Annotated in this window: 21 protein-coding genes; 7 read left to right on the forward strand and 14 right to left on the reverse strand. The window is 39.1% G+C overall.

Annotation, left to right across the window (positions count from 1 at the left end):
• Nucleotides 1–204 precede the first annotated feature (204 nt).
• The 3 genes from PARA_RS09560 (at nt 205) to rnb (ending at nt 3,880) form a co-directional block, all read left to right on the forward strand.
• On the forward strand, nt 205–960 hold the full coding sequence (locus tag PARA_RS09560) for a Nif3-like dinuclear metal center hexameric protein (RefSeq protein ID WP_014065602.1): 756 nt from the start codon (nt 205–207) through the stop codon (nt 958–960).
• Between the two features lie 85 nt (nt 961–1,045).
• On the forward strand, nt 1,046–1,834 hold the full coding sequence (locus PARA_RS09565; RefSeq protein ID WP_014065603.1) for an SDR family oxidoreductase: 789 nt from the start codon (nt 1,046–1,048) through the stop codon (nt 1,832–1,834).
• Nucleotides 1,835–1,900: 66 nt separating this feature from the next.
• Nucleotides 1,901–3,880, forward strand: a complete 1,980-nt coding sequence (gene rnb, locus PARA_RS09570; protein ID WP_014065604.1) for an exoribonuclease II — start codon at nt 1,901–1,903, stop codon at nt 3,878–3,880.
• 201 nt (nt 3,881–4,081) lie between these two features.
• Here the strand turns inward: rnb and PARA_RS09575 are convergent, their stop codons facing one another.
• The 4 genes from PARA_RS09575 to malQ are packed head-to-tail and all read right to left on the reverse strand — an operon-like array spanning nt 4,082 to nt 10,332.
• Entirely contained in the window at nt 4,082–5,746 is a 1,665-nt protein-coding gene (locus tag PARA_RS09575) for a PTS transporter subunit IIBC (RefSeq protein WP_014065605.1), read from the reverse strand.
• A 10-nt stretch (nt 5,747–5,756) separates the two neighbouring features.
• On the reverse strand, nt 5,757–6,548 hold the full coding sequence (locus PARA_RS09580) for an endonuclease/exonuclease/phosphatase family protein (RefSeq protein WP_014065606.1): 792 nt from the start codon (nt 6,546–6,548) through the stop codon (nt 5,757–5,759).
• 11 nt (nt 6,549–6,559) lie between these two features.
• On the reverse strand, nt 6,560–8,827 hold the full coding sequence (gene glgP, locus PARA_RS09585; RefSeq protein WP_080557647.1) for a glycogen/starch/alpha-glucan family phosphorylase: 2,268 nt from the start codon (nt 8,825–8,827) through the stop codon (nt 6,560–6,562).
• Complete coding sequence (malQ, locus tag PARA_RS09590; protein ID WP_014065608.1) at nt 8,827–10,332, reverse strand: 4-alpha-glucanotransferase; 1,506 nt, start codon at nt 10,330–10,332, stop codon at nt 8,827–8,829. Before malQ ends, glgP begins: the two co-directional genes overlap by 1 nt.
• A gap of 192 nt (nt 10,333–10,524) precedes the next feature.
• Between malQ and PARA_RS09595 the strand changes: the two genes are divergently transcribed.
• Nucleotides 10,525–11,238 (forward strand): UTRA domain-containing protein, encoded by a 714-nt coding sequence (locus PARA_RS09595; RefSeq protein ID WP_014065609.1) that lies wholly within the window; start codon nt 10,525–10,527, stop codon nt 11,236–11,238.
• Nucleotides 11,239–11,318: 80 nt separating this feature from the next.
• On the opposite strand, the gene tehA is transcribed toward PARA_RS09595, so the two are convergent.
• Entirely contained in the window at nt 11,319–12,263 is a 945-nt protein-coding gene (tehA, locus tag PARA_RS09600) for a dicarboxylate transporter/tellurite-resistance protein TehA (RefSeq protein ID WP_014065610.1), read from the reverse strand.
• Between the two features lie 156 nt (nt 12,264–12,419).
• Nucleotides 12,420–13,709: a serine--tRNA ligase gene (serS, locus tag PARA_RS09605; protein WP_014065611.1), complete on the reverse strand. Its 1,290-nt coding sequence runs from the start codon at nt 13,707–13,709 to the stop codon at nt 12,420–12,422.
• Between the two features lie 238 nt (nt 13,710–13,947).
• On the opposite strand from serS, the gene PARA_RS09610 reads away from it, so the two are divergent.
• Entirely contained in the window at nt 13,948–14,166 is a 219-nt protein-coding gene (locus PARA_RS09610; protein ID WP_014065612.1) for a YdcH family protein, read from the forward strand.
• A gap of 52 nt (nt 14,167–14,218) precedes the next feature.
• Here PARA_RS09610 and PARA_RS09615 read toward each other — a convergent pair whose 3' ends face one another.
• Together PARA_RS09615 and PARA_RS09620 are read right to left on the reverse strand one after the other, a co-directional pair.
• On the reverse strand, nt 14,219–15,097 hold the full coding sequence (locus PARA_RS09615) for a DMT family transporter (protein WP_014065613.1): 879 nt from the start codon (nt 15,095–15,097) through the stop codon (nt 14,219–14,221).
• Nucleotides 15,097–15,897: a hypothetical protein gene (locus PARA_RS09620; RefSeq protein ID WP_014065614.1), complete on the reverse strand. Its 801-nt coding sequence runs from the start codon at nt 15,895–15,897 to the stop codon at nt 15,097–15,099. Before PARA_RS09620 ends, PARA_RS09615 begins: the two co-directional genes overlap by 1 nt.
• Nucleotides 15,898–16,030: 133 nt before the next feature.
• Here PARA_RS09620 and PARA_RS09625 point away from each other — a divergent pair, with 133 nt between their 5' ends.
• Together PARA_RS09625 and proA are read left to right on the forward strand one after the other, a co-directional pair.
• Nucleotides 16,031–16,690 (forward strand): trimeric intracellular cation channel family protein, encoded by a 660-nt coding sequence (locus PARA_RS09625; RefSeq protein ID WP_014065615.1) that lies wholly within the window; start codon nt 16,031–16,033, stop codon nt 16,688–16,690.
• A gap of 15 nt (nt 16,691–16,705) precedes the next feature.
• Complete coding sequence (gene proA / locus PARA_RS09630) at nt 16,706–17,959, forward strand: glutamate-5-semialdehyde dehydrogenase (protein WP_014065616.1); 1,254 nt, start codon at nt 16,706–16,708, stop codon at nt 17,957–17,959.
• A 65-nt stretch (nt 17,960–18,024) separates the two neighbouring features.
• Here the strand turns inward: proA and PARA_RS09635 are convergent, their stop codons facing one another.
• The 6 genes from PARA_RS09635 to mepA all read right to left on the reverse strand — a co-directional run bounded on the left by PARA_RS09635 (nt 18,025) and on the right by mepA (nt 24,350).
• The gene (locus PARA_RS09635; protein WP_014065617.1) at nt 18,025–18,873 is read right to left on the reverse strand and encodes a DUF808 domain-containing protein; all 849 of its coding nucleotides are present in this window, start codon (nt 18,871–18,873) and stop codon (nt 18,025–18,027) included.
• A 40-nt stretch (nt 18,874–18,913) separates the two neighbouring features.
• Nucleotides 18,914–21,058: a DNA polymerase III subunit gamma/tau gene (gene dnaX / locus PARA_RS09640; RefSeq protein ID WP_014065618.1), complete on the reverse strand. Its 2,145-nt coding sequence runs from the start codon at nt 21,056–21,058 to the stop codon at nt 18,914–18,916.
• Nucleotides 21,059–21,074: 16 nt separating this feature from the next.
• Complete coding sequence (gene apt / locus PARA_RS09645; RefSeq protein WP_014065619.1) at nt 21,075–21,617, reverse strand: adenine phosphoribosyltransferase; 543 nt, start codon at nt 21,615–21,617, stop codon at nt 21,075–21,077.
• Between the two features lie 113 nt (nt 21,618–21,730).
• A complete protein-coding gene (gene lpxM / locus PARA_RS09650) occupies nt 21,731–22,690 on the reverse strand; it encodes a lauroyl-Kdo(2)-lipid IV(A) myristoyltransferase (RefSeq protein WP_014065620.1) in 960 nt (319 codons plus the stop codon).
• Nucleotides 22,691–22,699: 9 nt separating this feature from the next.
• Nucleotides 22,700–23,467: a TSUP family transporter gene (locus tag PARA_RS09655; RefSeq protein WP_014065621.1), complete on the reverse strand. Its 768-nt coding sequence runs from the start codon at nt 23,465–23,467 to the stop codon at nt 22,700–22,702.
• 10 nt (nt 23,468–23,477) lie between these two features.
• Nucleotides 23,478–24,350 (reverse strand): penicillin-insensitive murein endopeptidase, encoded by an 873-nt coding sequence (gene mepA, locus PARA_RS09660; RefSeq protein WP_014065622.1) that lies wholly within the window; start codon nt 24,348–24,350, stop codon nt 23,478–23,480.
• Nucleotides 24,351–24,407 lie beyond the last annotated feature (57 nt).

A 24,407-nucleotide genomic window follows, 5' to 3' on the forward strand; every position in this document is an offset into this window, starting at 1 on the left:
ACATATCGAAAAATAAGGAAAATTTTCCTTATTTTTTTCTTGATCTTTATATAATTAAATATATAATGAATCTCGTTTTAGATAGTAAACTTGTGTTATGACAGACACTCTACTGGCTAGTGCATTCCCCCCACTCCTTTTGCACTAGCCATTTTTTTTGAAATCTCTTACCATATCTCACCCTTTTCTTTTTTCTTAAAAATCATGAACAACTTAGAACTTGAACGTTTACTAAACGAAAAACTTAGCACAGACAGAATTAACGATTACGCGCCTAACGGTTTGCAAGTAGAAGGCAAAGCGGAGATCAAAAAGATCATCACAGGTGTCACCGCAAGCCAAGCTTTGATTGATTATGCCGTTGCACAACAAGCTGATGCGGTACTTGTCCACCATGGCTATTTTTGGAAAAGTGAAAATCCATGTATTCGCGGCATGAAAGGCAAACGCATCAAAACCTTGCTTGTGAATGACATTAATTTATACGGCTACCACTTGCCTTTGGATGTTCATCCAGAATTAGGCAACAACGCAAAACTTGCTCAGTTATTAGGGATTGGCAATCTTCAACCTTTAGAAAATAGCGCAACCAGCATTCCTGTCTGGGGAACCTTAAAAGATCCTGTTACCGCTGAAGAATTTGTGCAACGTATTGAACAAGTGCTTCACCGTAAACCGTTAATTTGCACCGAAAACGGACCGCACTTAATCCGTAAAGTAGGCATTTGTACCGGTGGCGGACAAGGCTATATTGATTTAGCTGCAACACAAGGCTGTGATGCTTTTATTACCGGTGAGGTTTCGGAGCAAACAATTCACTCTGCTCGTGAGCAAGGTATTCATTTCTTTGCAGCTGGTCACCATGCAACAGAACGCTACGGCATTAAGGCATTAGGTGAATGGCTAGCGGCTGAATATGGCTTGGATGTAGAATTTAAAGATATTGATAATCCCGCCTAACTGGTACAAAGTGTGATTGATTGCCGAAAGCACACAAAACAAGTATAATCTCGTCGATTTTTTTAACTCAAACATAGGAAAAAATATGGGTTTCTTAACTGGTAAACGTATTTTAGTAACAGGTCTTGCAAGCAACCGTTCTATCGCTTACGGGATCGCAAAAGCAATGAAAGAACAAGGTGCTGAACTTGCTTTCACTTATTTAAACGATAAATTACAACCGCGCGTAGAAGAATTTGCAAAAGAATTTGGTTCTGACATCGTCCTTCCTTTAGACGTAGCGACCGATGAAAGCATCCAAAATTGCTTTGCAGAATTAAGTAAACGTTGGGAAAAATTTGATGGTTTCGTACACGCTATCGCATTCGCACCAGGCGATCAATTAGATGGTGATTACGTAAACGCAGCAACTCGTGAAGGCTACCGTATTGCTCACGACATCAGTGCATTCAGCTTCGTTGCTATGGCACAAGCGGCACGTCCTTACTTAAATCCAAATGCTGCGTTATTAACCCTTTCTTACTTAGGTGCAGAACGCGCAATTCCTAACTACAACGTGATGTGTTTAGCGAAAGCATCTCTTGAAGCAGCAACTCGCGTAATGGCAGCTGACTTAGGTAAAGAAGGTATTCGTGTGAATGCAATTTCTGCAGGTCCAATCCGTACTTTAGCGGCATCAGGTATTAAAAACTTCAAGAAAATGCTTGCTACATTCGAGAAAACCGCAGCATTACGCCGCACAGTTACTATCGAAGATGTGGGTAATTCAGCTGCATTCTTATGCTCAGATTTAGCATCTGGTATTACTGGTGAAATCGTTCACGTAGATGCAGGTTTCAGCATCACTGCAATGGGCGAATTAGGCGAAGAATAATTTTTCGTACAATCTATTTTTAGGCAGGCTTTTCAGTCTGCCTTTTCTCTTTTTTTAAATATAACTATGTTCCAAGATAATCCACTACTCGCACAACTTAAGCAACAAATCCACGATAGCAAAGAACACGTTGAAGGCGTGGTAAAAAGTACTGATAAAGCTTATGGTTTTTTAGAGTGCGATAAAAAAAGCTACTTTATTGCCCCTCCTGCAATGAAAAAAGTGATGCATGGTGACAAAATCAAAGCCACCATTGAAAAGCAAGGCGATAAAGAGCAAGCTGAACCTGAAGAATTAATTGAACCAATGCTCACGCGCTTTATTGCCAAAGTGCGGTTCAATAAAGACAAGAAATTGCAAGTTTTAGTTGATCATCCAAATATCAACCAACCAATTGGTGCACAACAAGCTAAATCTGTAAAAGAAGAATTACAAGAGGGTGATTGGGTTGTAGCAAATTTAAAAACCCACCCATTACGCGATGATCGCTTTTTCTATGCCACCATCAATCAATTTATCTGCCGTGCTGACGATGAATTAGCCCCCTGGTGGGTCACGCTGGCACGCCATGAACAATCTCGTCATCCTGTGCAAGGTGCAGAAAGCTATGAGATGTTAGATCAACAAACACGTGAAGATCTGACCGCACTTCATTTTGTTACTATTGACTCTGAAAGCACACAGGATATGGACGATGCTCTTTACATCGAACCTATCGAGCAAGATGGTACGCAAACCGGCTGGCGATTAGTCGTTGCCATTGCGGATCCCACAGCTTACATTGCATTAGATTCACAAATTGAAAAAGATGCAAAACAGCGTTGTTTCACCAATTATTTGCCAGGCTTCAACATCCCAATGTTGCCACGTGAATTATCTGATGAATTATGCTCATTAATGGAAAATGAAACTCGCCCTGCATTAGTATGTTACATTGAAACGGATCTTGCAGGTAACATCACGGCTAAACCGCGTTTTGTGTCCGCTTATGTGCAATCTAAAGCAAAATTAGCCTATAACAAAATTTCAGATTATTTAGAACAAGTACCGGATGCATGGCAACCGGAAACACCTGAAATTGCCCAGCAAATTGATTGGTTACATCAATTTACTCAAGCGCGTATTCAATGGCGTAAAACCCATTCATTGTTATTTAAAGAGAAACCGGATTATTCCTTTATTCTCGCTGAAAATGGCAAAGTAAAAGAAATTAAGGCGGAATATCGTCGTATTGCAAATCAAATCGTGGAAGAATCCATGATTATTGCCAACATTTGTGCCGCTCAATTCTTAGCGGAGCATGCACAAACAGGTATCTTTAATACACACACGGGATTTGATAAGAAATTCTTAGAAAATGCGCATAATTTCTTAATGGCAAATTTAGCCAATGAAGAAAATCAAGCTGAACTTGCTGAACGTTATTCGGTGGAAAATTTGGCAACCTTAAAAGGTTATTGCCAAATGCGTCATGATATTGAACCGATTGAAGGTGACTATTTAGAATTCCGTTTACGTCGTTATTTAACCTTTGCGGAGTTTAAATCCGAACTTGCTCCACATTTTGGGCTTGGATTAGAAGGTTATGCGACCTGGACATCGCCTATCCGTAAATATTCCGATATGGTGAACCATCGTTTAATTAAAGCCGTGCTCACACAGCAAGCTTGTGAAAAACCACAAGATGAAGTCCTTGCTCGCTTACAAGAAGCCCGTCGTCAAAATCGCTTGGTTGAGCGTGATATTGCCGATTGGCTATATTGTCGCTACCTTGCTGATAAAGTAGCTGAAAATGTGGAATTTGATGCAGAAGTACAAGATGTGATGCGTGGTGGTTTACGTGTTCAATTATTAGAAAATGGCGCATCTATGTTCGTACCAGCTTCTACATTGCATCCAAATAAAGATGAAATGCAAGTGAATGCTGATGAATTAGCGCTGTATATTCAAGGGGAGCGCCGTTACAAAATCGGTGATTTAGTGAAAGTAAAACTCACCGAAGTTCGAGAAGAAACTCGTAGTATTGTCGGTCAATTAATCATTTAATGACCACTTCCCTCTATTTAGAAGTACCGCTCGTTACACAACAGGCGGTATTTTTTTATAGAACCTAAGTTATAAAAATATTTTGTACGTCTATAGTATTAAATAAAAGGATTATTGGGATATATTGAAGAACATCAAGATGAGATATTGATATGATATCCCCGCCTTGAAGGCGGGGATAAAATAGATATTTAGGTAGAATTACATTTTAGGAATTTCTACGCCAGATGAAAGCACGTCTTGAATATCTGATTTTAAAACATCTGCTTTTGGTCCATAAATCGCTTGGATACCAGAACCTTTCACAATAAAGCCCATTGCGCCTGCTTGTTTCCAGCTTGCTTCATCACCGACTAAATCTGGATTATGTACAGTGATACGTAAACGAGTCATACAAGCATCAACATCTGCAATATTATTACGTCCACCAAGTAAGTTGATGATTTGAATAACTTGCGCGCTAGCATCCGCCACTTTTGGCTCATTGCTAGAAGCTTCATCTGAACCTTTTGCATCATAGTTACCATTACGGCCTGCTGTGGCAAGATTAAATTTCTTAATCATAAAGTTCGCGATAAAGAACATAGCAACGGCAAATAGGATAGATACCCAAATAAAGTTGATTACATCCATACCAATGCCAGCTTTAATCGCCATTGGTGTACGCGTTAAGAACTCAATGTTACCGAAGGAATGCACACGTAAGTCCACGATATCTGCCATTGCGAAAGCACAACCTTGTACTAAGGCATAAACAATATAAAGCGGTAATGCGACAAACATAAACATGTATTCGATTGGCTCTGTTACGCCTGTTAAGAACACGGCAAGTGCAGATGAAAGGAAAATACCTTTATAAAGTTTTTTCTTATCTTCATCTACGTTGATATACATCGCGAGTGTCAAGCCCATTAAGATACCAGTTGAACCAATCATTTGTCCTACTTTGAAGCGAGCAGGTGTCACAGTTGAAAGAAGTTCGTTATATTGCGTTAAATTACCTGCATCTTTAAGGTTGATTAAGTCAGTCACCCAGGCAAGCCAAAGTGGATCTTGACCAAATACTTGTTTACCTTGTTGTGCACCAGTTAAGAACTCATAAGTACCGCCTAATGAAGTGTAGTTCATTGGGATGGTCAACATGTGGTGTAAACCAAATGGAAGCAATAGACGCTCTAAGGTACCGTAAATAAATGGTGCTAAAATTGGCGCTGAGTTTTGTGAGTTAGCAATCCATTGACCGAAATGATTAATTCCTGTTTGAACTAAAGGCCAGAATAATGATAGGAAGATCGCCACTAATACAGAACGATAAATGACGACGAAAGGAACAAAGCGTTTACCATTAAAGAAAGTGAGTACTTCAGGCAATTTACGGAAATTGTAGTAACGGTTAAAAGTTGTTGCACCCACAAAACCGGCGATAATACCAACGAACACACCCATATTTAACGCAGGTTGCCCAAGCACATTCACAAAGTAATTCGCCACAGGAATTTCACCGGCCAATACTGTACTTACATGTGCATTTGGATCCGCTAGCATTTCAAGTTTCACACCGAAAAAGTTACCGGTAATTAAGTTAATTAAAATGAAAGCCAGGCCTGCTGCAAATGCCCCACCCGCACGCTCATTTGCCCAGCTACCACCAATCGCTAAAGCAAATAACAAATGAAGGTTACCAATAATCCCCCAACCAATTTGGGCGATAATGTTTCCGACAAGCGCTAGCCATTCTGCGTCACTAATCAAAGGCAGTGAGTTACCAATACTCACCATTAAACCCGCTGCTGGCATAACGGCAATCACAACCATTAGGCATTTACCGAATTTTTGCCAAAACTCAAAACTGAGTAGTTTTTTCATATCAATCCTCCTACAAGATGAGATCTACTTCTACGCCAAAATGGTCGGAAACAATCGGTTTATTTTTGCCATTAAAAATAACCTGATTGGATAAAACCCTTTTTGCTTGGTTTAAAAAAATATAATCTAACCGCTTTTCTTGACTATGGCCTTTCCAGCCGTCAATCGCTTTCTCTACAGTGATGCCGCTATCCTTCTGCTCTGCCATTTCAAAAGTATCGAATAAGCCTAAGGATTTAATTTGCTGATAAGCTTTCTGATCGCTTATTGCATCGGTATTGAAATCCCCCATCAGAATTTTAAGATTCGCACTTTGACTTCGCTCTACAATATAACGAACATTATCGAGTTGGTTTTCCCCATCACAATTTGGCAAATTGATATGGCAAGAATAACATTCAATTAACTGACCTTGATATTCTACCGTCAAACCAATGATTTTACGCGAGAGAATCGAGTCAAGACGTTGGTGTTGGCTACAATAAAACGCATCAACATCATAAACAGGCAAACGGGTTAAAAACGCAATACCTTCATCATATTTATCATAACCAATATGCGAATTGCTCCAAAAAAGCGAGTATTTCTGTGCAACGCGTTGATTGATTTTATTTAACAGAATGACACCATAGTTATCTTGCTTTAACGTTGGCGAAATAGCAGGAGCCGACATCAATTGATTCACCTCTTGTAAGGCAATAATGTCATAGTCCTTTTCCACAATAGTATCAGCAAGAATCTCTATTTTTTCCGCTTGGTTAGCTTCTAACCAAGCGTGTACATTCAGGGTAAGTAGTTTCATTGCTTCCCCCCTTAGCCCTCACAATGCCAAATGTCTGCATTATATTGAGCGATCGTGCGGTCAGATGAGAAGAAGCCCGCTTTGGCGATATTGTGAACGACTTTCTCATTCCAACTATCTTGATCTTCATAATCGGCTAAGATTTGTTCTTTCGCTTCAACATAAGCATTAAAGTCGATTAACGTCATAAACCAGTCTTTATTCAATAATTCGTTATAAAGACGTTCTAAACGTGTTTTATTGCCTAATTTCACTACTGCAGGATTCAGAATAAAATCGACCGCTCTTTTAATATCTTTGTCGTTTTCATAATACTCTTTTGAAACATAACCTGCTGTTTCATAAAGTTTAATAATGCTTTCTGAATCTTTACCGAATGTATAGATATTTTCAGCGCCGGCTAATTCTGCAATCTCAACATTGGCGCCATCCATCGTACCTAATGTTAACGCCCCATTAAGCATAAATTTCATATTCCCTGTACCAGAAGCTTCTTTAGAGGCAAGTGAAATTTGTTCTGAAATATCGGTTGCTGGAATCAGTTTTTCCGCCACGCTCACATTATAGTTTTCCACTAAATGGACGTTTAAATACTTGTTCACTTTAGGATCATTATTGATTAACTCAGATAAGCAAAGAATTAAGTGAATAATATCCTGTGCAATCACATAAGCAGGTGCCGCTTTTCCGCCGAAAATCACGGTAATTTTACGTTTTGGTAATTTACCTGCTTTAATTTCTAAGTATTTATGAATCACATAAAGCGCATTCATTTGTTGGCGTTTATATTCATGGAAACGCTTAATTTGCGTATCAATGATTGAATTTTCATCTAACTCAATACCTTTATTTTCTTTAAGGTACGCTTTTAGTGCTAATTTATTTTCAAACTTAATTTTCGCTAATTGTTTATGAACCTTTTTATCATCTTTAAAGGCTAACAATTTCTCTAATTTCGTTGCATCATGCAAATACTCATCGCCAATCAATTCTTTAATGTAAGCGGCTAATGCTTGGTTAGAAAACTCTAACCAACGACGGAAGGTAATGCCGTTTGTCTTATTATTGAATTTTTCAGGATATAACGCATAGAACGCTTTAAGTTCTGAATTTTTCAAAATCTCCGTATGTAATGCTGCCACACCATTTACAGAATTTGAAAAGTGGATGTCCATGTGCGCCATATGCACACGTTTTTGTTTATCAATAATTTGTACGGCAGGATCTTTATATTCTGCACGCACTAATTTATCTAATTTTTTAATGATCACCACCAAATGAGGTACCACTTCATCTAGATAATCGAGTGGCCATTTTTCTAATGCTTCAGCCAAAATGGTATGGTTTGTATAGCCCACCATATTACGTACGATTTCAACAGCTTCAGCAAATTTAATCTGATGTTTTTCAGTTAATAAGCGAATTAATTCAGGAATCACCATTGAAGGGTGTGTATCATTGATCTGTACATACGCATAATCGGCTAAATCATGTAAGTTACTACCACGCGCAATCGCTTCATCAATTAATAATTGTGCCGCATTTGATACCATGAAGTATTGTTGATAAATACGTAATAATTCCCCGTTTTTATCTGAATCATCTGGGTAAAGGAATAAAGTCAGATTTTCTTCAATCGCAGTTTTATCAAACTCGATACCTTTTTTAATCAGTTTAGGATTCACTGATTGAATATCAAACAAATTGAGATAGTTCTTCGTATCTTTCTTATAACCTAAAATATCAATACGATCTAATTTAGAGGTTAATGTAAATTTCTTAAATGGTACTTCATAGCTAATATCTGTTGGAATTAACCAAGAGTTATCCTCAATCCAATCATTAGGCTCGGCATGTTGTTCATTCTTTTTAAAGACTTGTTTGAACAAACCATAATGATAATTTAAACCTACCCCCTCAGCATTTAAGCCAAGCGTAGACATTGAATCAATAAAACAAGAAGCCAAACGCCCTAAACCACCATTTCCTAAAGACGGTTCTGGCTCAATATCTTCAATATAGCTTAATGATTTACCCACACTTTCTAATTCCGCTTTGATATCTTGATACACACCAAGGTTAATCAGGTTATTAGAAAGTAATTTACCAATTAAGAATTCTGCAGAAATATAATAAACCTTACGTTTACCTGTGTTTTTAGGTTTATCTGCTGAAAGTGTTTTTACGTAATTTAATAATTGAATATAAGTTTCTTTATCGCTTAATTGTTCAAGCGATTTATTGGTTTCGTTTTTTACAAAGGTACTAAATTTCATTATTATTTTTCCTGATTCGCACGTTGATATAACGTGGTCATTTTTGCTAAAAAGTCTTTTTTATCTTGCGTTAAATCTGATTGCTGCATTCTCCATTGCCAGTTTCCACCAATTGTTGAAGGCACGTTCATTCTTGAACTCGCTGGCAAATCTAAAACATCTTGCATTGTTGCAATCGCGGTATTGCTAACGGTTGCAAAAAGCTGACGAATCATCGCTTGACAAATCGATTCATCCTCATGGCGATGCGTATAATCATTGATATATTGCTGCTGTTGTTCAGTCAGGCTGTTATACCAACCATTGGTCACATCGTTATCATGTGTGCCGGTATAAACAATGGAATGCGGGATGCAATAATGCGGGCTATCTAAGCTTTCTCCGCTAACATCTTCAAAGCCAAATTGCAGAATCTTCATGCCAGGATAGTTACAGTCTGTAAGCAATTTTCTGGCTTTGTCATCAATATTACCTAAATCTTCGGCAATAATCGGTAAATCGCCCAATTGCTCTTTAACGGCTTTAAATAAGTCATAACCTGGGCCTGGCTGCCAGCTACCATCTTTAGCAACCTCTGCTTTTCCGTCTACTTGCCAATAATCAGAGAAACCTTTGAAATGGTCGATACGTAGTACATCATAAATTTTGAAGCTTTCTTCAATGCGGTGAATCCACCAAGCGTAGCCTTGTTTTTTATGTTCTTCCCAAGCGTAAAGCGGATTGCCCCAAAGTTGTCCTGTTGCACTGAATTGATCGGCTGGGACCCCCGCGACAAAAAGCGGATTGCGTTCTTCATCTAATTGGAAGAGTTCTGGTTTTGTCCAAACCTCTACGCTATCTGCAGCCACGTAAATCGGCATATCACCGATGATCTGAATGCCTTTTTGATTTGCGTAATTTTTTAATTCAGTCCATTGTTTGAAGAAGAAATATTGCGTCACTTTAAAGTACTGAATTTGCTCCGCTAACATGGTGCGATATTTTTCCAATGCACTTGGATCTCGAGCCACAGCTTTTTTATCATCCCATTTTTGCAATGCTTGATTGCCAAAATGCTCTTTAATTGCCATAAACTCAGCAAAATCATCCAACCATAAACGATTGCTTTTCTCGAAGTGTTTGAAATCAGCTTGGAATGATTGATTCTCTAAAAAATTTTTCACGGCTGTTTCTAAAATCGGACGGCGCGCGTAGAAGATACGTTCATAATCCACGCTAGTTGGATCATCACCAAAATTGACCGAAGCATAATCCGATTCTTTCAACAAGCCCATTTGGGTTAATAAATCAAAATCAATAAGATGAGTATTACCTGCAACCGCAGAGAAAGATTGATAAGGAGAATCACCATAACTGGTGGTAGTGAGTGGAAGAATTTGCCAATAAGTTTGTTTGGTTTCAACTAAAAAATCGACAAAATCATAAGCGGATTGCCCAAAACTACCAATCCCAAATGCATTTGGTAGTGAGGTAATGTGCATAAGAACACCACTTGAACGAGTAAGCATAATATCTCCTTTAGGAAGTCATCATTTTTCGCTTATTCTAACCTAAACATATTTTAATGCAACAACATATACGTAAAAGTTTAAAACATTTTCGTAAAAGATTGGTTTTCATTAAAATTTATACGTATAACATTAAGGATTTTATGATATGCTATTAACACATTTATGGAGCGGCTGATAAAAGGATAAGAAATGAGCAAGTACAAGCAGGTCTATAACGAGATAAAAAGCCAAATTAATAATGGTAATTTAGCGCCATTGCAAGAACTCCCGAGTGAAAATGAACTCATGCAAAGCTATGGTTTTTCCAAAGATACTATTAGAAAAGCGCTTTCTTTACTTGAAATCGATGGTTATATTCAAAAGCAACAAGGCAGAAATTCGATTGTTTTAAAACATGATTTATCTAAACCACAAATGCTTTCCGAAATTAAAACCGTCAGCGAATTAAATAGTGCCTCAACACATCAAGTGAAAACCACATTAACCAGCTTGTATATTGTGCAAGGCGAAGAAGAATTGATGGATATCTTTAACGTCAATGATCAGATCGATTTCTATCGCATTGCTCGTCTCCGTGAAATTGATGGTGAAGCGGTTGAATATGAGGTTTCTTATTTTGATCGCCGCATCGTGCCGTTTATTAGCCGAGAAATCGCAGAGCACTCAATTTATCACTATTTGGAAAACGAATTAAAATTAAAAATTAGCAACTCACAACGAAAAATTGTCTTTCGCTATGCGAATGAAGAAGAAAAAAATGCGATCGATCTTGGTGAGTATGACATGGTTGTGAATGTGACGAGTACCACTTATTTAGCGGATGGTCGACCGTTTCAATATGGGAGTATTAGTTATCGACCAGATAAAATTGCATTTACATCGACAGCAAAACGACATGTCTAGTTTTTTTGTAAATGATAGGTCGTTATTTAAAAAATTCATAAAAAAAGTGTGGTCATTTTTAACCGCACTTTTTGTTTACACTACTTTAACCAAAATTGTCCTTTTAAGAGCTTTCCTAGCGTCATCAGTACTAACCCACCAATCATCAAATTAGCAAAGATAAACGCACCGTTTGCCAACCCGCTCAGTACGTTATGATGAACAAAAGAAACCGCCCCATTTGCTAAAGAAGCTAATCCGAATGAAAAAGACCAAAAACCAATATTCAGCCCTTTTTCACTAATCCAAGGAAAAAGGCGAATTAAAAAGAACATTTGTAAAAAGCCGTATCCCCATAAGAGCTTAACGAAAAGATCAACCTCTCCCCCATTAAGCGATAAGTAAGCCGACGATCCCACAAATGCCGGTGCTAAAATGATCCCCATGGTTGGACGAAATTGAGGTTCAATCTGCAACACACGTAAGCGCTGTAATAATGCCGGTTCATAAATAATCCACGCAATCATCCCAGCCCCTAAAAACAAATAGCCTAAATCTTGATAGCCTAGCAAGCCCAATGAAGCCGCACTGGTAAAGTTAGTGGCTACAGAGGGTAAATAAAATGGTGGTAGTGTCGATTTCTGCTCAAATGTGCCATCTTTCCATAATGCACTAATACGCACTGAAGCAAACAATAATTGTCCAATTGTCCCAATCCAAATTAATCCCTCACCGAGAGTAGGAAACCAACGATATAGAACATCCCCGCTTAACATGGTTGTAATCGGTATTAAGGCGATAAACGAAAAACGTATCGGACAACAATATTCATCTCGTACTTCTTGAGAGAAATAAATCATTTTATAAATATAGAGCAAGACGAAAAGTGCCCATACTGAAACAGAAATTAATCCAATAATATCACTTACATTCCGAGAAAAAGAGAGCGTATCGCCCATATGCAGCCAGGCTAAAGACAAGGCACCCAAGCCTAATGGAATCGCGAAATACCCAGTTGGCAAAGGAAAAGGTCGTTTATCAGTCATTATTATTCTCCTAAAATTGATATCTTATAAGATTACCTATAAATGCGTGAATATTGATGTGGATTTATCTCAAAGACTAGAATAAAAATCTCATTTCTCTAAATGAAAGAAAGGGCTAATAAAAATTAGCCCTAAATTGAATTAATATATTGTTAATTATTTGCATATCACTTCTAATCCGCCCATGTAAGGACGTAATACTTCTGGCACAGTAATCGAGCCGTCTGCATTTTGATAGTTCTCAAGCACGGCCACTAATGTACGGCCTACCGCTAAACCAGAGCCGTTTAATGTATGCACTAAGCGAGTTTTCTTATCCCCTTTCGCTTTGCAACGAGCCTGCATACGACGCGCTTGGAAATCCCACATGTTTGAGCAAGAAGAAATCTCACGGTAAGTATCTTGTGCAGGCACCCACACTTCTAAGTCGTAAGTTTTGCAAGAACCAAAACCCATATCACCAGTACAAAGTAATACCTTACGATATGGTAGATTTAAAAGTTGTAATACTTTTTCTGCATGGCCTGTCAATTCTTCAAGCGCTTCCATAGATTTATCTGGATCGACGATTTGTACCATTTCCACTTTATCGAATTGGTGCATACGAATTAAACCACGGGTATCGCGACCATAAGATCCCGCTTCAGAACGAAAACATGGTGTATGTGCAGTCATTTTGATTGGCAAATCTGCTTCATCAACAATCACATCACGTACAAGGTTAGTAACCGGCACTTCCGCTGTTGGAATTAATGCGTAAGGTTGTTCGCCTTCTAGCGCTAAAGTATGGAATAAATCTTCACCGAATTTTGGCAATTGGCCTGTACCATAAAGAGTCGCATGGTTAACTAAATAAGGCACATAGGTTTCTAAATAGCCATGTTGTTCGGTATGAAGATCTAACATGAATTGCGCTAACGCACGGTGCATTTTAGCAATTTGACCTTTCATCACCGCAAAGCGCGCACCTGCTAATTTAGCCCCTGCGGCAAAATCTAAGCCATTGGCATCTTCACCTAATGAGACGTGATCCTTGATCTCAAAATCAAATGTACGCGGTGTACCCCAACGTAAAATTTCTTTATTTTCAGTGTCATCTTTACCTAGTGGCACTTCATCCGCGGGAATGTTTGGAATGCTTAACGCGATTTGATTGATTTCTGCTAACACGGCATCAAGTTGAGTTTTCGCTTCGTTAAGCTGTTCACCCATGTTATCTACTTCAGCCAATAATGGTGCAATGTCTTCACCACGTGCTTTTGCTGCACCAATAGCTTTGGAACGCGCGTTACGCTCTGCTTGTAATGTTTCAGTTTTTACTTGTAAATCTTTGCGTTGTTCTTCTAATGCGGTAAGTTTTTCCGTATCAAGAATAAAGTTACGTTTTACTTTTAATTTTTCTGCTACTTCAGCCAGATTATTACGGAGTAAATTTGGATCGATCATTGGAATTCCCTATTTTTCATTATGAAACAGATACCTTTATTCTAGCGCGCTTTCGCCAAATAAACCAGTTAAAAGCCTGATTTTTCTTTTATTAACTCTTTCAAAAACATCAAATTTTATGACCGCACTTTGCCATGATTTAATTTTGTGATCTCTGTCAAATTCTGAGAATGAGACACTAGAAACAGCAAAAAAAAGTTCTATAATGAAAATGAACGTTAACCAAGAGGAGTAACCTATGTTTCCTGAATTTCGCGATTTAATCACTAAGCTTAAAAACAAAGATGCTTATTTTGATCGCTTGTTTGAAAAACACAATGCATTAGACCAAGAGATCAAAAATAAGATCGATAACATAGAACTCGCAACTCATACGGAAATTGAGAACTTGAAAAAAGAAAAATTACGGATTAAAGACGAGCTCTATCAATACTTGAAAAAGAAAGTAGCTGAGTAATTGGTTTAATGTAAAGACAAAGTGCGGTTAAATTTACCGCACTTTTTTTGTTTTAAGCGGTTTTGCTTTTTTGAGAGCCCAGATAAATCGCGACTAATGTCAGCACTGCTCCCGTCCATTGCCAATGATTGATTGGCTTATCCAATCCAAAATAATCAATCACAAGCGCCACCACTGGTTCAGAAAGAAGTAATAAACCCGTTAAACCTAACGATAAATAAGGGATTGTATACGCAATCATGCCCCATGCGACACATTGCATCACCGCCCCATAAATAAACACCAATCCCCAATCGGTGAAGGTGGTTGGATAAAGACTATCAGGATTAAAAATCAGCGAAGGAATAATTAAGACGAAAGCACCACTTAAGCTCAGAATAAACATGAGTGAGAATAAAGCCGTTGGTTCTTCTTCATGCACTTTTTTAATCATAACCATTGAGGCGGCAAGCAAGCCAGCAGAAATGAGTCCAATGATAATGCCGTACATGCCTTCAAAATTATGCTGTAGCTCTTCCCCTGAGATTAAGACAACACCCACAACCGCTAAAAATAGGCTTAACATTTGTAGTTTAGTTTGGCGTTCGCCAAAGAAAAAATAGCCAATTGCTGCCAAAAAGAAAATCTGCAAACTATTCAGCAATGTTGAAATACCCGGCCCTACGGCATATACACTTTCATGCCAAAAGGATAAATCAAAGGCTAAAAAGATACCAGAGAATACGGCATACATCATCGCTTTACGACTTTTAGGAAAACGTTGTCTTTTTAATTTCATTAAAAACCAGAAAATAAAAGAGGCAATGAGTAAGCGCCAGAATGCAATGGCATAACCACCTACTGGCACAAACTTAACAATTAGGCTTCCTAAACCGAATAGTACGCAGCCCACGACTAGCATCGGAGCGGCGTAAGATTTTATTTTATCCATTAAATAAACATCGCCCAGACAGCCAAACTCGCCGCCATAAAGAACAAAATGAGTAAGCTGTTATAGCTGAGTTTCCATTTATTCACACTATGTAAAAGCAGAATGCCCGCTATCACTAAGTGAAGCAGAAAATAAATGCCATATGCAAAAACAACGGCAGAACTGACCGCACTTACACCTTGATAAATAATAAAAATCAGTACTGCCAACGCATTCAGTGCAAGCAGTAAAATCATCAATAATGGCAGTAATGCTATAAAACCTTGTAAACGATTACGAGAAACAGACAAACATAAATTCGCTAACAATACGCCCATTAAAGCTTGTGCCAGTGGGTTATATTGCATGAAATTGGGTGTTGGATTGCCGAAGAAAATCATCAAATAGGCAATGACACCAAATCCACTCACCAAAGATGACATTAAGAGAAAACCGCGGCGAGCGACTTCATCTTTAGGTTGTTTCCATACTGCATATACGGCAGATAATCCAGATAAGCTAACAATATCAGTTATCACGTAATGATGTGGTGAGGCCAGGCTCATCCCTAACCAAATGAACCAATAAAGCGCAAAACAGACATTTGCTTTGATTAAACGTCCACGCTGCCCAGGGCAAATTTCCCCTTTAATAAAAGCAACCAAACAAAGCAATTGGGCAATCAGCACACCAAAGGCTAAATGGGGAATCAGTTTTTCAGCAAGTTGCAAAGCTTCTACAAAAAACTCGATCATTAATAGCAACCCAATTGGTAATAGTGCAAGAAATGCGGCCAAGGGTTTGGATTGTTCTTCTGACATAAAATTCTCGATTAGAAAAAGAAGGCGTCATTATGCCAAAATTTACGGCTTTTTTTAATGGCTTTCGTGCATTTTGCCTCATTCCCTTTTAAAATAAGCAAAATGATAACCGCACTTTAGGAACCACAAAAAAATGCTATTAAGCGTACTTTATATTATTGGAATTACCGCCGAAGGAATTACCGGCGCATTAGCCGCTGGACGAGAAAAAATGGATATTTTCGGGGTAATTATTATCGCCTGCGTGACGGCGATTGGCGGAGGTACAGTACGCGATGTCTTACTTGGACACTACCCTGTTGGCTGGGTTAAACATCCTGAATATTTCATCATGGTAGCTGGTGCGGCAGTATTAACAGTTTTTATTGCGCCCTTCATCAAACATTTTATGCGCTACTTTCGTACCATTTTCTTGGTGTTAGATGCCTTAGGATTAATCGTGTATTCCATCATCGGTGCGCAAATTGCCATTGATATGGGTTATGGCTTTACCGTGACATCCATTGCGGCAACCGTGACAGGGGCATTTGGTGGTGTATTACGTGATTTACTTTGTAACCGCATTCCTCTTGTATTCCAAAAAGAACTTTATGCTAGCGTGTCATTCTTCTCCGCGGCTATGTATATGGCATTCCAACACATTCAAGTAGAACACACGCTTTCAATTTTACTCACGTTATTCAGCGGTTTTGCACTGCGTTTACTTGCTGTTAGATTTGGTTGGGGACTACCCGTTTTCGATTTCCAAGAGCAAGAAGAAACAAATGATAAATTACCGAAGAAAACGAAATAATTAAAAGGAATAATTATGTTAGAACAAATGGGCAAACAGGCTAAAGATGCAGCCTTTATTTTAGCGCAGTTAAACACCACTGAAAAAAATCATGCGCTAAGCATTATTGCAGATCAATTAGAACAACAAGCGGAGCGTATTCTTGCTGCAAACCAAAAAGATATTGAAATTGCGAAACAAAATGGTTTATCCGAAGCCTTAATTGACCGTCTTTTATTAACAGAAGATCGCCTAAAAGGCATTGCGAATGATGTGCGTCATGTGATTTCGCTCGCCGATCCTGTGGGAAAAATTATTGATGGGGGCACCTTAGATAGCGGATTAAAGATCGAACGAGTTCGTACTCCGCTTGGTGTGATTGGAACCATTTACGAAGCACGTCCCAATGTCACCATTGATGTGGCGAGCCTTTGCTTAAAAACCGGTAATGCCGTGATTTTACGTGGAGGAAAAGAAACGCAACATTCCAACCAAATTTTAGTAGAAGTGGTACAAAATGCCCTTGAACAAGCGGGATTACCACGCCATGCAGTCCAAGCCATTACCGATCCGAATCGTGAACTTGTAATGCAATTGCTTAAATTGGATCGCTACGTGGATATGATTATTCCTCGCGGGGGCGCAGGTTTACATGAGCTTTGTAAACAACATTCTACCATTCCAGTGATTGTCGGTGGTGTGGGGGTTTGTCATCTTTTTGTGGAAGAAAGTGCTGACCAAGAAAAAGCCCTTGCAGTGATTGCGAATGCAAAATGCCAACGTCCAAGCACATGTAATACGTTGGAGACGCTTTTAGTTCAACGCTCGATTGCAGAAACCTTCCTACCAAAACTTGCGAAATATTTAGCCGAGAAAAAAGTAAAATTCCATGCAAAATCAACCGCACTTTCGATTCTTCAAGCTGCAAATGTCGATGTGCAAGAAGTGACTGAACAAGCACTACGCCAAGAATGGGGCTCATTGGATCTCAATGTTGTGGTGGTTGAAGATATGAATGCGGCGATTGCTCACATCCGTGAATATGGCACACAACATTCAGAAAGTATCTTGACGGAAAATCAACGACTAGCCACACAATTTATCAATCAAGTGGATGCGGCAGCCGTGTATGTTAATGCAAGTACTCGATTTACCGATGGCGGACAATTTGGTTTAGGTGCAGAAGTGGCGGTAAGTACTCAAAAACTTCATGCTCGTGGCCCAATGGGATTAGAAGCCTTAACCAGCTATAAATGGGTTTGTGTTGGCGATTACACTTCCCGCAAATAATCTGTTTCATCTATAAAAAAACCGCACCTTGAAAGCATCAAAGTGCGGTTATTTTTTATCTCGTTTTAGTGTTTACCGAATAATTTCATCGAGGGTAATACAATCGCACAAGCAATCGCGCCTACAATCACACCCACGACTAACGTTGCCACATTACCTAGTAAACCATCTGCTAATTGATAATCAGCGAGCAAATGATGAATGAAATCTACATTATGTACGAAAATACCACCACCGACTAAGAACATCGCAAGCGTACCGATAAAACTAAGTGAACGCATAAATTTAGGCATAATCACTAAAATTGCATTTCCGATTGACTTCGCCACACCACCTTTTTTGATAAGGTATAAACCGAAATCATCCGCTCTAACAATCAATGCGACCAAGCCATAAACAAAAATAGTGATTCCGATACCGACTATTGAAAGGGAAATAATGCGGGTCAGCAAGCCCGCTTCAGTTAATTCACCTAATGCAATAATGATAATTTCAGCGGAAAGAATAAAATCAGTACGAATTGCCCCCTTAATTTTAGCGGCTTCATTAAAGGTTGTTTTTTCTTCATGCTCTTCATGAGCAATAAATTTATGTAGAATTTTCTCTACACCTTCAAAACACAAATACGCCCCACCAATCATCAGAAGCGGCACGATCAACCAAGGTAAAAACGCAGAAAGCAGTAAAGCAATTGGAATTAAAATGATTTTATTGACTAACGACCCTTTGGTGACAGCCCAAACAATGGGTAATTCACGATCGGAAGATGCCCCTGTTACCTGATTAGCATTTAAGGCTAAGTCATCACCTACTACACCAACGGTTTTCTTGGCTGCTATTTTGGTCATCAAGGCGACATCATCAAGAATCGATGCTATGTCATCAATAAGAGTAAAAAGAGAGCTAAACGCCATATTTTTTCCTTTATAAAGTTAAAATTTAGAGAAATGAGTTTTAAACTGGTCGAATGCTTTCGACATCCAACTTCGCATCAAACTCTTTTTGTAATAAAAGCAGTTTTTTATCTTGCTGTAAATCCGTACGTGCCTGTTCACGCAAGTCTTGATAAACTTTTTTGCGGTAATCCATTGGCGTTAAAACATCGGAATCTTCAACAAAAATCGACAATTTGACTGGTTTTTCATATAAACGTTCAAGATGTTCCACTAAATTTTTAATATTGCGATCTTGTTTTAAATGGGCTTTTTCAGAATGAAGCCCGAGTTGAATTTCATCTTCGGTTTGCGACTTAATAAAGCAATTTAATGCCAATTCTTTTGAAAAGCCAATCACACCAGAACGTTCGACAATATCCGTCCAAGGATCTTGTTTTTGCGTAATTTGAATAATTTTCTCACGCAATTCTGGTGTCACATCTTTTAAAATCGCCTGTTTAATATCAGAAGGACGCACACCGCTATCCACTTTGGCTAAATCCGGATTACTCCACTCCCAACGATAGGTTTCCGCGTCCAGAATTTCTTGCTCTTCCGCATCCATTTCAGCATTGTCATCAATGGTATTTTCAACCGTTTCAACACTTTGCTTTAACGCTTCTGCTTGTTGAGTAATTGGATTTGACACTGCTACTTTCGTTTGCGTCGCTTTTGGTGGGGTCATTTCTCGCACAGGAAGTGCGGTCATTTTTGGTGAATTTTTTTGCTCATCTAACGCTTGGAGATGATGCAAGGTTTCTTCTACGGCGGCTTGCTGTTCATCATGATGATGTTGGCGCTCTGATTGCTCAATTTTCGTTAATTGATTCAATGCTTCTAGCGCAGCAAGGCTAGCTAAATTCAATGAAGATGTGGTTTGAGTGGAAACAGGTTGAGAAGGTGAAGAATGCACAACCGCCGATTGAGCCATCGGCTTTTGCGCTTGTGCAGAATAATTTGCTTTGATATTTTGCGACAGCACCGGCATATCCACATAACCAGAAACAGGCTGATTTTCAACCGCACTTTTCTGTGTATTTTGTTCAGGGGATAGCCCGCCTTGTTTAGGCGTTTGTGCTGCCGTAAGGAACTTTGGGTGGAATGCCAACGCCCTCAATAATGTCATTTCTGCACCAATTCGACGATTTGGTGCGGAGGCTAATTCTTTTCGACCTGATACAATCACTTGATAGAAGAATTGTACGTCTTCCGGTGAAATATGTTTGGCTAGAAAACCTAAGTGATCGTTTTCATCTGTAGCACTTTTAACGAGCAACTGCATTAATGCAATTTGATGTAATTTCTCAGCCGTTTCTGCCAGTAACTCATCCCAATCGCCCGTTTTTTCTGCCACCGTTTGGATGGTTTTCATTAAACGCTCACCGTTACCTTGATGTAAGGCGTAAATGATTTCAATCGGTTGGTCTTCATCTAATAGCCCAAGCATGGTATTCACCACATCGGTGGAAACTTTACCGTTACCCATGGCAATGGCTTGATCCGTTAAGCTTAAACTGTCACGAATACTGCCCTGTGCAGCTTTGGCTAATTTATCTAATGCTGGCGCATCAAAAGGAATATTTTCGTCAGTAAGCACGCGATTAAGATGTGCTGAAATTTGCGGTTCATCTAATGCTTTAAGATGAAATTGCATACAACGGGATAAAATCGTAATCGGTAATTTTTGAGGATCCGTTGTAGCGAGTAGGAATTTCACATATTCAGGCGGCTCTTCCAAGGTTTTTAACAACGCATTGAAAGAATGGCGAGAAAGCATATGGACTTCATCGATAAGATAGACTTTATAACGCCCCACTACCGGCTTATATTGCACATTGTCTAATAGCTCACGGGTATCTTCTACTTTAGTACGAGAAGCCGCATCGATTTCAATTAAATCAATAAAGTTGCCCGCTTCGATCGCTTTACAGTTTTCACATTCACCGCAAGGATCGGCAGTAATACCGTTTACACAATTCAAGCCTTTCGCAAATAAACGAGCAATGGAGGTTTTACCCACGCCACGGGTGCCGGAAAATAAATAAGCATGATGTAAACGGTTTTCTTTTAAACCGTTTTCCAAAGCAGTGAGCACATGGCTTTGCCCCACTACTTCAGAAAAGTTTTTTGGTCGCCATTTTCTGGCTAAAACTTGGTAGCTCATCGCATCCCTTTAAAAATTAATGGCCTTCAAAATTCACTAAGGTGTAGCAATCAATGCCTAAATCACGTAAGCGTTTTTCGCCCCCTAATTCTGGCAAATTAATTACAAAGGCAGCATGTTTCACATCACCACCTAAACGTTGAACTAATTTCACGGTGGCTTCAACTGTACCGCCCGTTGCTAACAAGTCATCAATGATTAACACATTATCACCTTGTGAAATCGCATCTGTATGCAATTCAAGGGTGTCTTGACCGTATTCTAACTGATAAGACTGTGAAATCACTTCACGAGGTAATTTGCCCGGTTTACGAACGGGGATAAATGGCAAGCCTAATGCTAATGCAACTGGCGCACCAAAAATAAATCCACGAGACTCAGTACCAATTACTTTTGTGAGTCCTTGATCTTTATACTTTTCAACGATCAAATCGATTGTGGCTTTAAAAGCCGCAGGCACTTCAAGCAAGCTCGTGATATCACGGAAAATAATGCCTTCTTTTGGATGATTTGGGATAGATTTGATAGAAGATTTGATTAATTCAAGTTGTTTGTTCATAAATAATTGCTCAAAAAAGAGTAAGAAAAAATCCTGTTTTTAGGCTCGCATTCTAGCATATAAAAATGCAAAAGTGCGGTGAATTTTGACCGCACTTTTGTAAATAAAATGAATTAATCTGGGTAAATATCTTCCCCGTCTTTTCGAGTACGAAGAAGCTGTAAAATCCAGACATATTGTTCGGGTGTTGGCGTAACGAAATACTCAATTTCTTCGTTCATCGCACGGGCTGATTGCTCAGGATCTTCGCTTAATTGCATCGGTGGGCGAATTTCCATTTCATATTTCCCACTCTTGGCGTTATAGCGAGGGAACATTGGAATAACCACCGCTTTCGCTAATTTTGCCATTTTGTTTAACCCAGGAAGCGTGGCCTTATAAGTAGCAAAGAAATCCACAAAGACACTTTGCTCAGCACCAAAATCTTCATCAGGAAGATAATACCCCATTTGACCTTGTTTGATGTGTGCTAAAAATGGCTTAATCCCATTTTGGCGAGCATGCATTTTCCCGCCAAAACGCTGACGCGCTAAAGTCCACAACCAGTCCACCAACGGATTTCGGTGCGGGTTATACATTGACGTCATCGGCATGCCGTGTGTATGCAAAATAATGCCAGAGGCATCAATCGCCCAACCATGCGGCACCATCAAAATGATGTTATGTCCTTCAGCTTTGGCTTGTTTGATATGCTCAAGACCAATGAATTCGCTACGTTTTTGTAAATGTTTTTTAGAACGAATGGCAATTTCACCAATACCGAGCATCACTTGTGCAACCGTCACAAACATGTCTTCAATTACTTTGTTACGTTTCTCATCTGTCCAATCTGGGAAACAGAGTTTCAAATTAATTTCTGCACGAATACGCGGTTTACCGATTTTTTTCGTGAGTGCTCGTGCCAATTTCTCAGCTAATTTATCGCGTAAACGAAATGGCACAAAAGCAAGTAACAAAAGCACAAAAATACCAAGCCAAATCCCCCAATTTTTTGGATGCAAATATGACCATGAAAAATGTGGTTCATAGCCCGTTCGTGCCGTAATACGTAATTTTTTTTGAGAATCTGTCATAATCAATCGTTAAAAATGAAACCAACCTTGATCATACGCCATTTTTATCGTCATGATAAATGACATAATCACCACCATCGGTCTAATCAGTTGTTTGCCTTTTGCCATCACCATTTTAGCCCCTAAATTGGCACCTATCAGGCTTCCTGCCATCATGACTAACCCAACGGTCCAAATCACATGACCACCAATAAAGAAGAAAATTAATGAAGCAAAATTTGAGGTTAAATTCATCACTTTCGCATGGGCGGTCGCTTTAGTGAGGTTAAATCCAAGTAGTGTCACACAAGCCAGATTCATTAATGAACCCGTCCCTGGTCCGAAAAAGCCGTCATAAAAACCCAGTAATGAACCAAAACATAACGCAAAAACAGCGTAAGAAATTTGTTGTTTACGATCACTTTCACCCAATTTAGGCGTAAATAAAAAGTATAAGCCGATCGCTAAAATGAGAAATGGAAGCCCTTTTTTAATTAATGACGCATCTAAACTTTGAATAAGCAAGGTACCAATCACTGAACCGATAAAAATCACCAGTAAGATGAAAGAAAACTCCGATAAATTGACTGCTCTTTTACGCAAAAAGTAAATACTTGCCGACAACGCACCGCCAAATGCTTGTAATTTATTTGTGCCTAATGCCATTGCAGGTGGCATACCTGTCATTAATAAGGCAGGGATTGTAATTAAGCCTCCGCCTCCCGCTATCGCATCAATAAATGCGGCAATAAAGGCAGCTGCAAAAAGCATGGCTAATATATCAATCCCCAATTCCATTATTTCACTCCTACTCTAACCATTCGCTACTATTTGGCGAACTCAACACTTGTTGGCATAAAAACGGTTCTGGTGGTGTCACTTTTGGTTTAGAAGAGCCTGAACCTGGTTTTGCGGGTTCAAACCAAGAATAAAGTTCATCACCACAACCATCGCCTGCTGGTACAGGTGCTTGATCTTCACAATAAGCGGCATCTTTCGGACAAGCAATGCGCACGTGGAAATGTGAATCATGACCAAACCATGGACGAATTTTGTGCAACCAAGCCCGATCATCTCCTGCAGTTTGACAAAGTTTTAATTTAATCGCTGGGTTCACAAAAATACGGGTGACTTTTGGATCTTGCGCAGCCAATTTAATTAGCGTTGCATGATTGTTATTCCACACATTTTCATCAACACGTTGTGTTTGACGGTTCACCACAAGCAAGCCTTTTCCATCCGAATTTAGCGCTTCGCTGTCTGTCATAGTGCCCATACGCAACCAAATATCCGCATCTAATCCCATTTGATGGCTTGCATGCCCCGTTAAAAAGCGACCACCGCCTGGCATAGCAATATCCCCAACTAACATGGTTGGTAAGCCTGCAGACTTCGCTTTTTGCCCAAGACGCTGTAAATAGGCAATCATATCCGGATGACCATAATAGCGGTTTTTATTCATACGAATGACTTGGTACCCCTCACCTTTATAAGGCAAAGGTTCAGCACCAATAATACAACCGTTCGAATAGCTACCAATTGGATTCGCTTTACCGTCTGTTGCTGGAATTGGACGTTTAATTCGTTGCCAGTCTTGTGGCGAGGCCGTTGTTTGTAGCGAGAAAAAAACACTCCCTAAAACAACCGCACTTGAAAGTAATTTTGCTAAAGATTTATTCATAAGATTTCCTAAAACGAATGACCTTATCTTCAATAAAAGAAAAAATAAGCTTAATTT

The organism is Haemophilus parainfluenzae T3T1, from assembly GCF_000210895.1.
GTDB classification, from domain to species: domain Bacteria; phylum Pseudomonadota; class Gammaproteobacteria; order Enterobacterales; family Pasteurellaceae; genus Haemophilus_D; species Haemophilus_D parainfluenzae_A.

Excerpts from the sequence above, each read along its gene's own strand:
- lpxM (WP_014065620.1), bottom strand. The coding sequence starts at position 22,690 with ATGACAGATTCTCAAAAAAAATTACGTATTACGGCACGAACGGGCTAT.
- PARA_RS09625 (WP_014065615.1), top strand. The coding sequence starts at position 16,031 with ATGCTATTAAGCGTACTTTATATTATTGGAATTACCGCCGAAGGAATT.
- PARA_RS09615 (WP_014065613.1), bottom strand. The coding sequence starts at position 15,097 with ATGGATAAAATAAAATCTTACGCCGCTCCGATGCTAGTCGTGGGCTGC.
- PARA_RS09620 (WP_014065614.1), bottom strand. The coding sequence starts at position 15,897 with ATGTCAGAAGAACAATCCAAACCCTTGGCCGCATTTCTTGCACTATTA.
- PARA_RS09575 (WP_014065605.1), bottom strand. The coding sequence starts at position 5,746 with ATGAAAAAACTACTCAGTTTTGAGTTTTGGCAAAAATTCGGTAAATGC.
- apt (WP_014065619.1), bottom strand. The coding sequence starts at position 21,617 with ATGAACAAACAACTTGAATTAATCAAATCTTCTATCAAATCTATCCCA.
- proA (WP_014065616.1), top strand. The coding sequence starts at position 16,706 with ATGTTAGAACAAATGGGCAAACAGGCTAAAGATGCAGCCTTTATTTTA.
- PARA_RS09580 (WP_014065606.1), bottom strand. The coding sequence starts at position 6,548 with ATGAAACTACTTACCCTGAATGTACACGCTTGGTTAGAAGCTAACCAA.
- PARA_RS09565 (WP_014065603.1), top strand. The coding sequence starts at position 1,046 with ATGGGTTTCTTAACTGGTAAACGTATTTTAGTAACAGGTCTTGCAAGC.
- PARA_RS09635 (WP_014065617.1), bottom strand. The coding sequence starts at position 18,873 with ATGGCGTTTAGCTCTCTTTTTACTCTTATTGATGACATAGCATCGATT.
- serS (WP_014065611.1), bottom strand. The coding sequence starts at position 13,709 with ATGATCGATCCAAATTTACTCCGTAATAATCTGGCTGAAGTAGCAGAA.
- PARA_RS09595 (WP_014065609.1), top strand. The coding sequence starts at position 10,525 with ATGAGCAAGTACAAGCAGGTCTATAACGAGATAAAAAGCCAAATTAAT.
- tehA (WP_014065610.1), bottom strand. The coding sequence starts at position 12,263 with ATGACTGATAAACGACCTTTTCCTTTGCCAACTGGGTATTTCGCGATT.
- mepA (WP_014065622.1), bottom strand. The coding sequence starts at position 24,350 with ATGAATAAATCTTTAGCAAAATTACTTTCAAGTGCGGTTGTTTTAGGG.
- rnb (WP_014065604.1), top strand. The coding sequence starts at position 1,901 with ATGTTCCAAGATAATCCACTACTCGCACAACTTAAGCAACAAATCCAC.
- PARA_RS09560 (WP_014065602.1), top strand. The coding sequence starts at position 205 with ATGAACAACTTAGAACTTGAACGTTTACTAAACGAAAAACTTAGCACA.
- PARA_RS09655 (WP_014065621.1), bottom strand. The coding sequence starts at position 23,467 with ATGGAATTGGGGATTGATATATTAGCCATGCTTTTTGCAGCTGCCTTT.
- PARA_RS09610 (WP_014065612.1), top strand. The coding sequence starts at position 13,948 with ATGTTTCCTGAATTTCGCGATTTAATCACTAAGCTTAAAAACAAAGAT.
- dnaX (WP_014065618.1), bottom strand. The coding sequence starts at position 21,058 with ATGAGCTACCAAGTTTTAGCCAGAAAATGGCGACCAAAAAACTTTTCT.
- malQ (WP_014065608.1), bottom strand. The coding sequence starts at position 10,332 with ATGCTTACTCGTTCAAGTGGTGTTCTTATGCACATTACCTCACTACCA.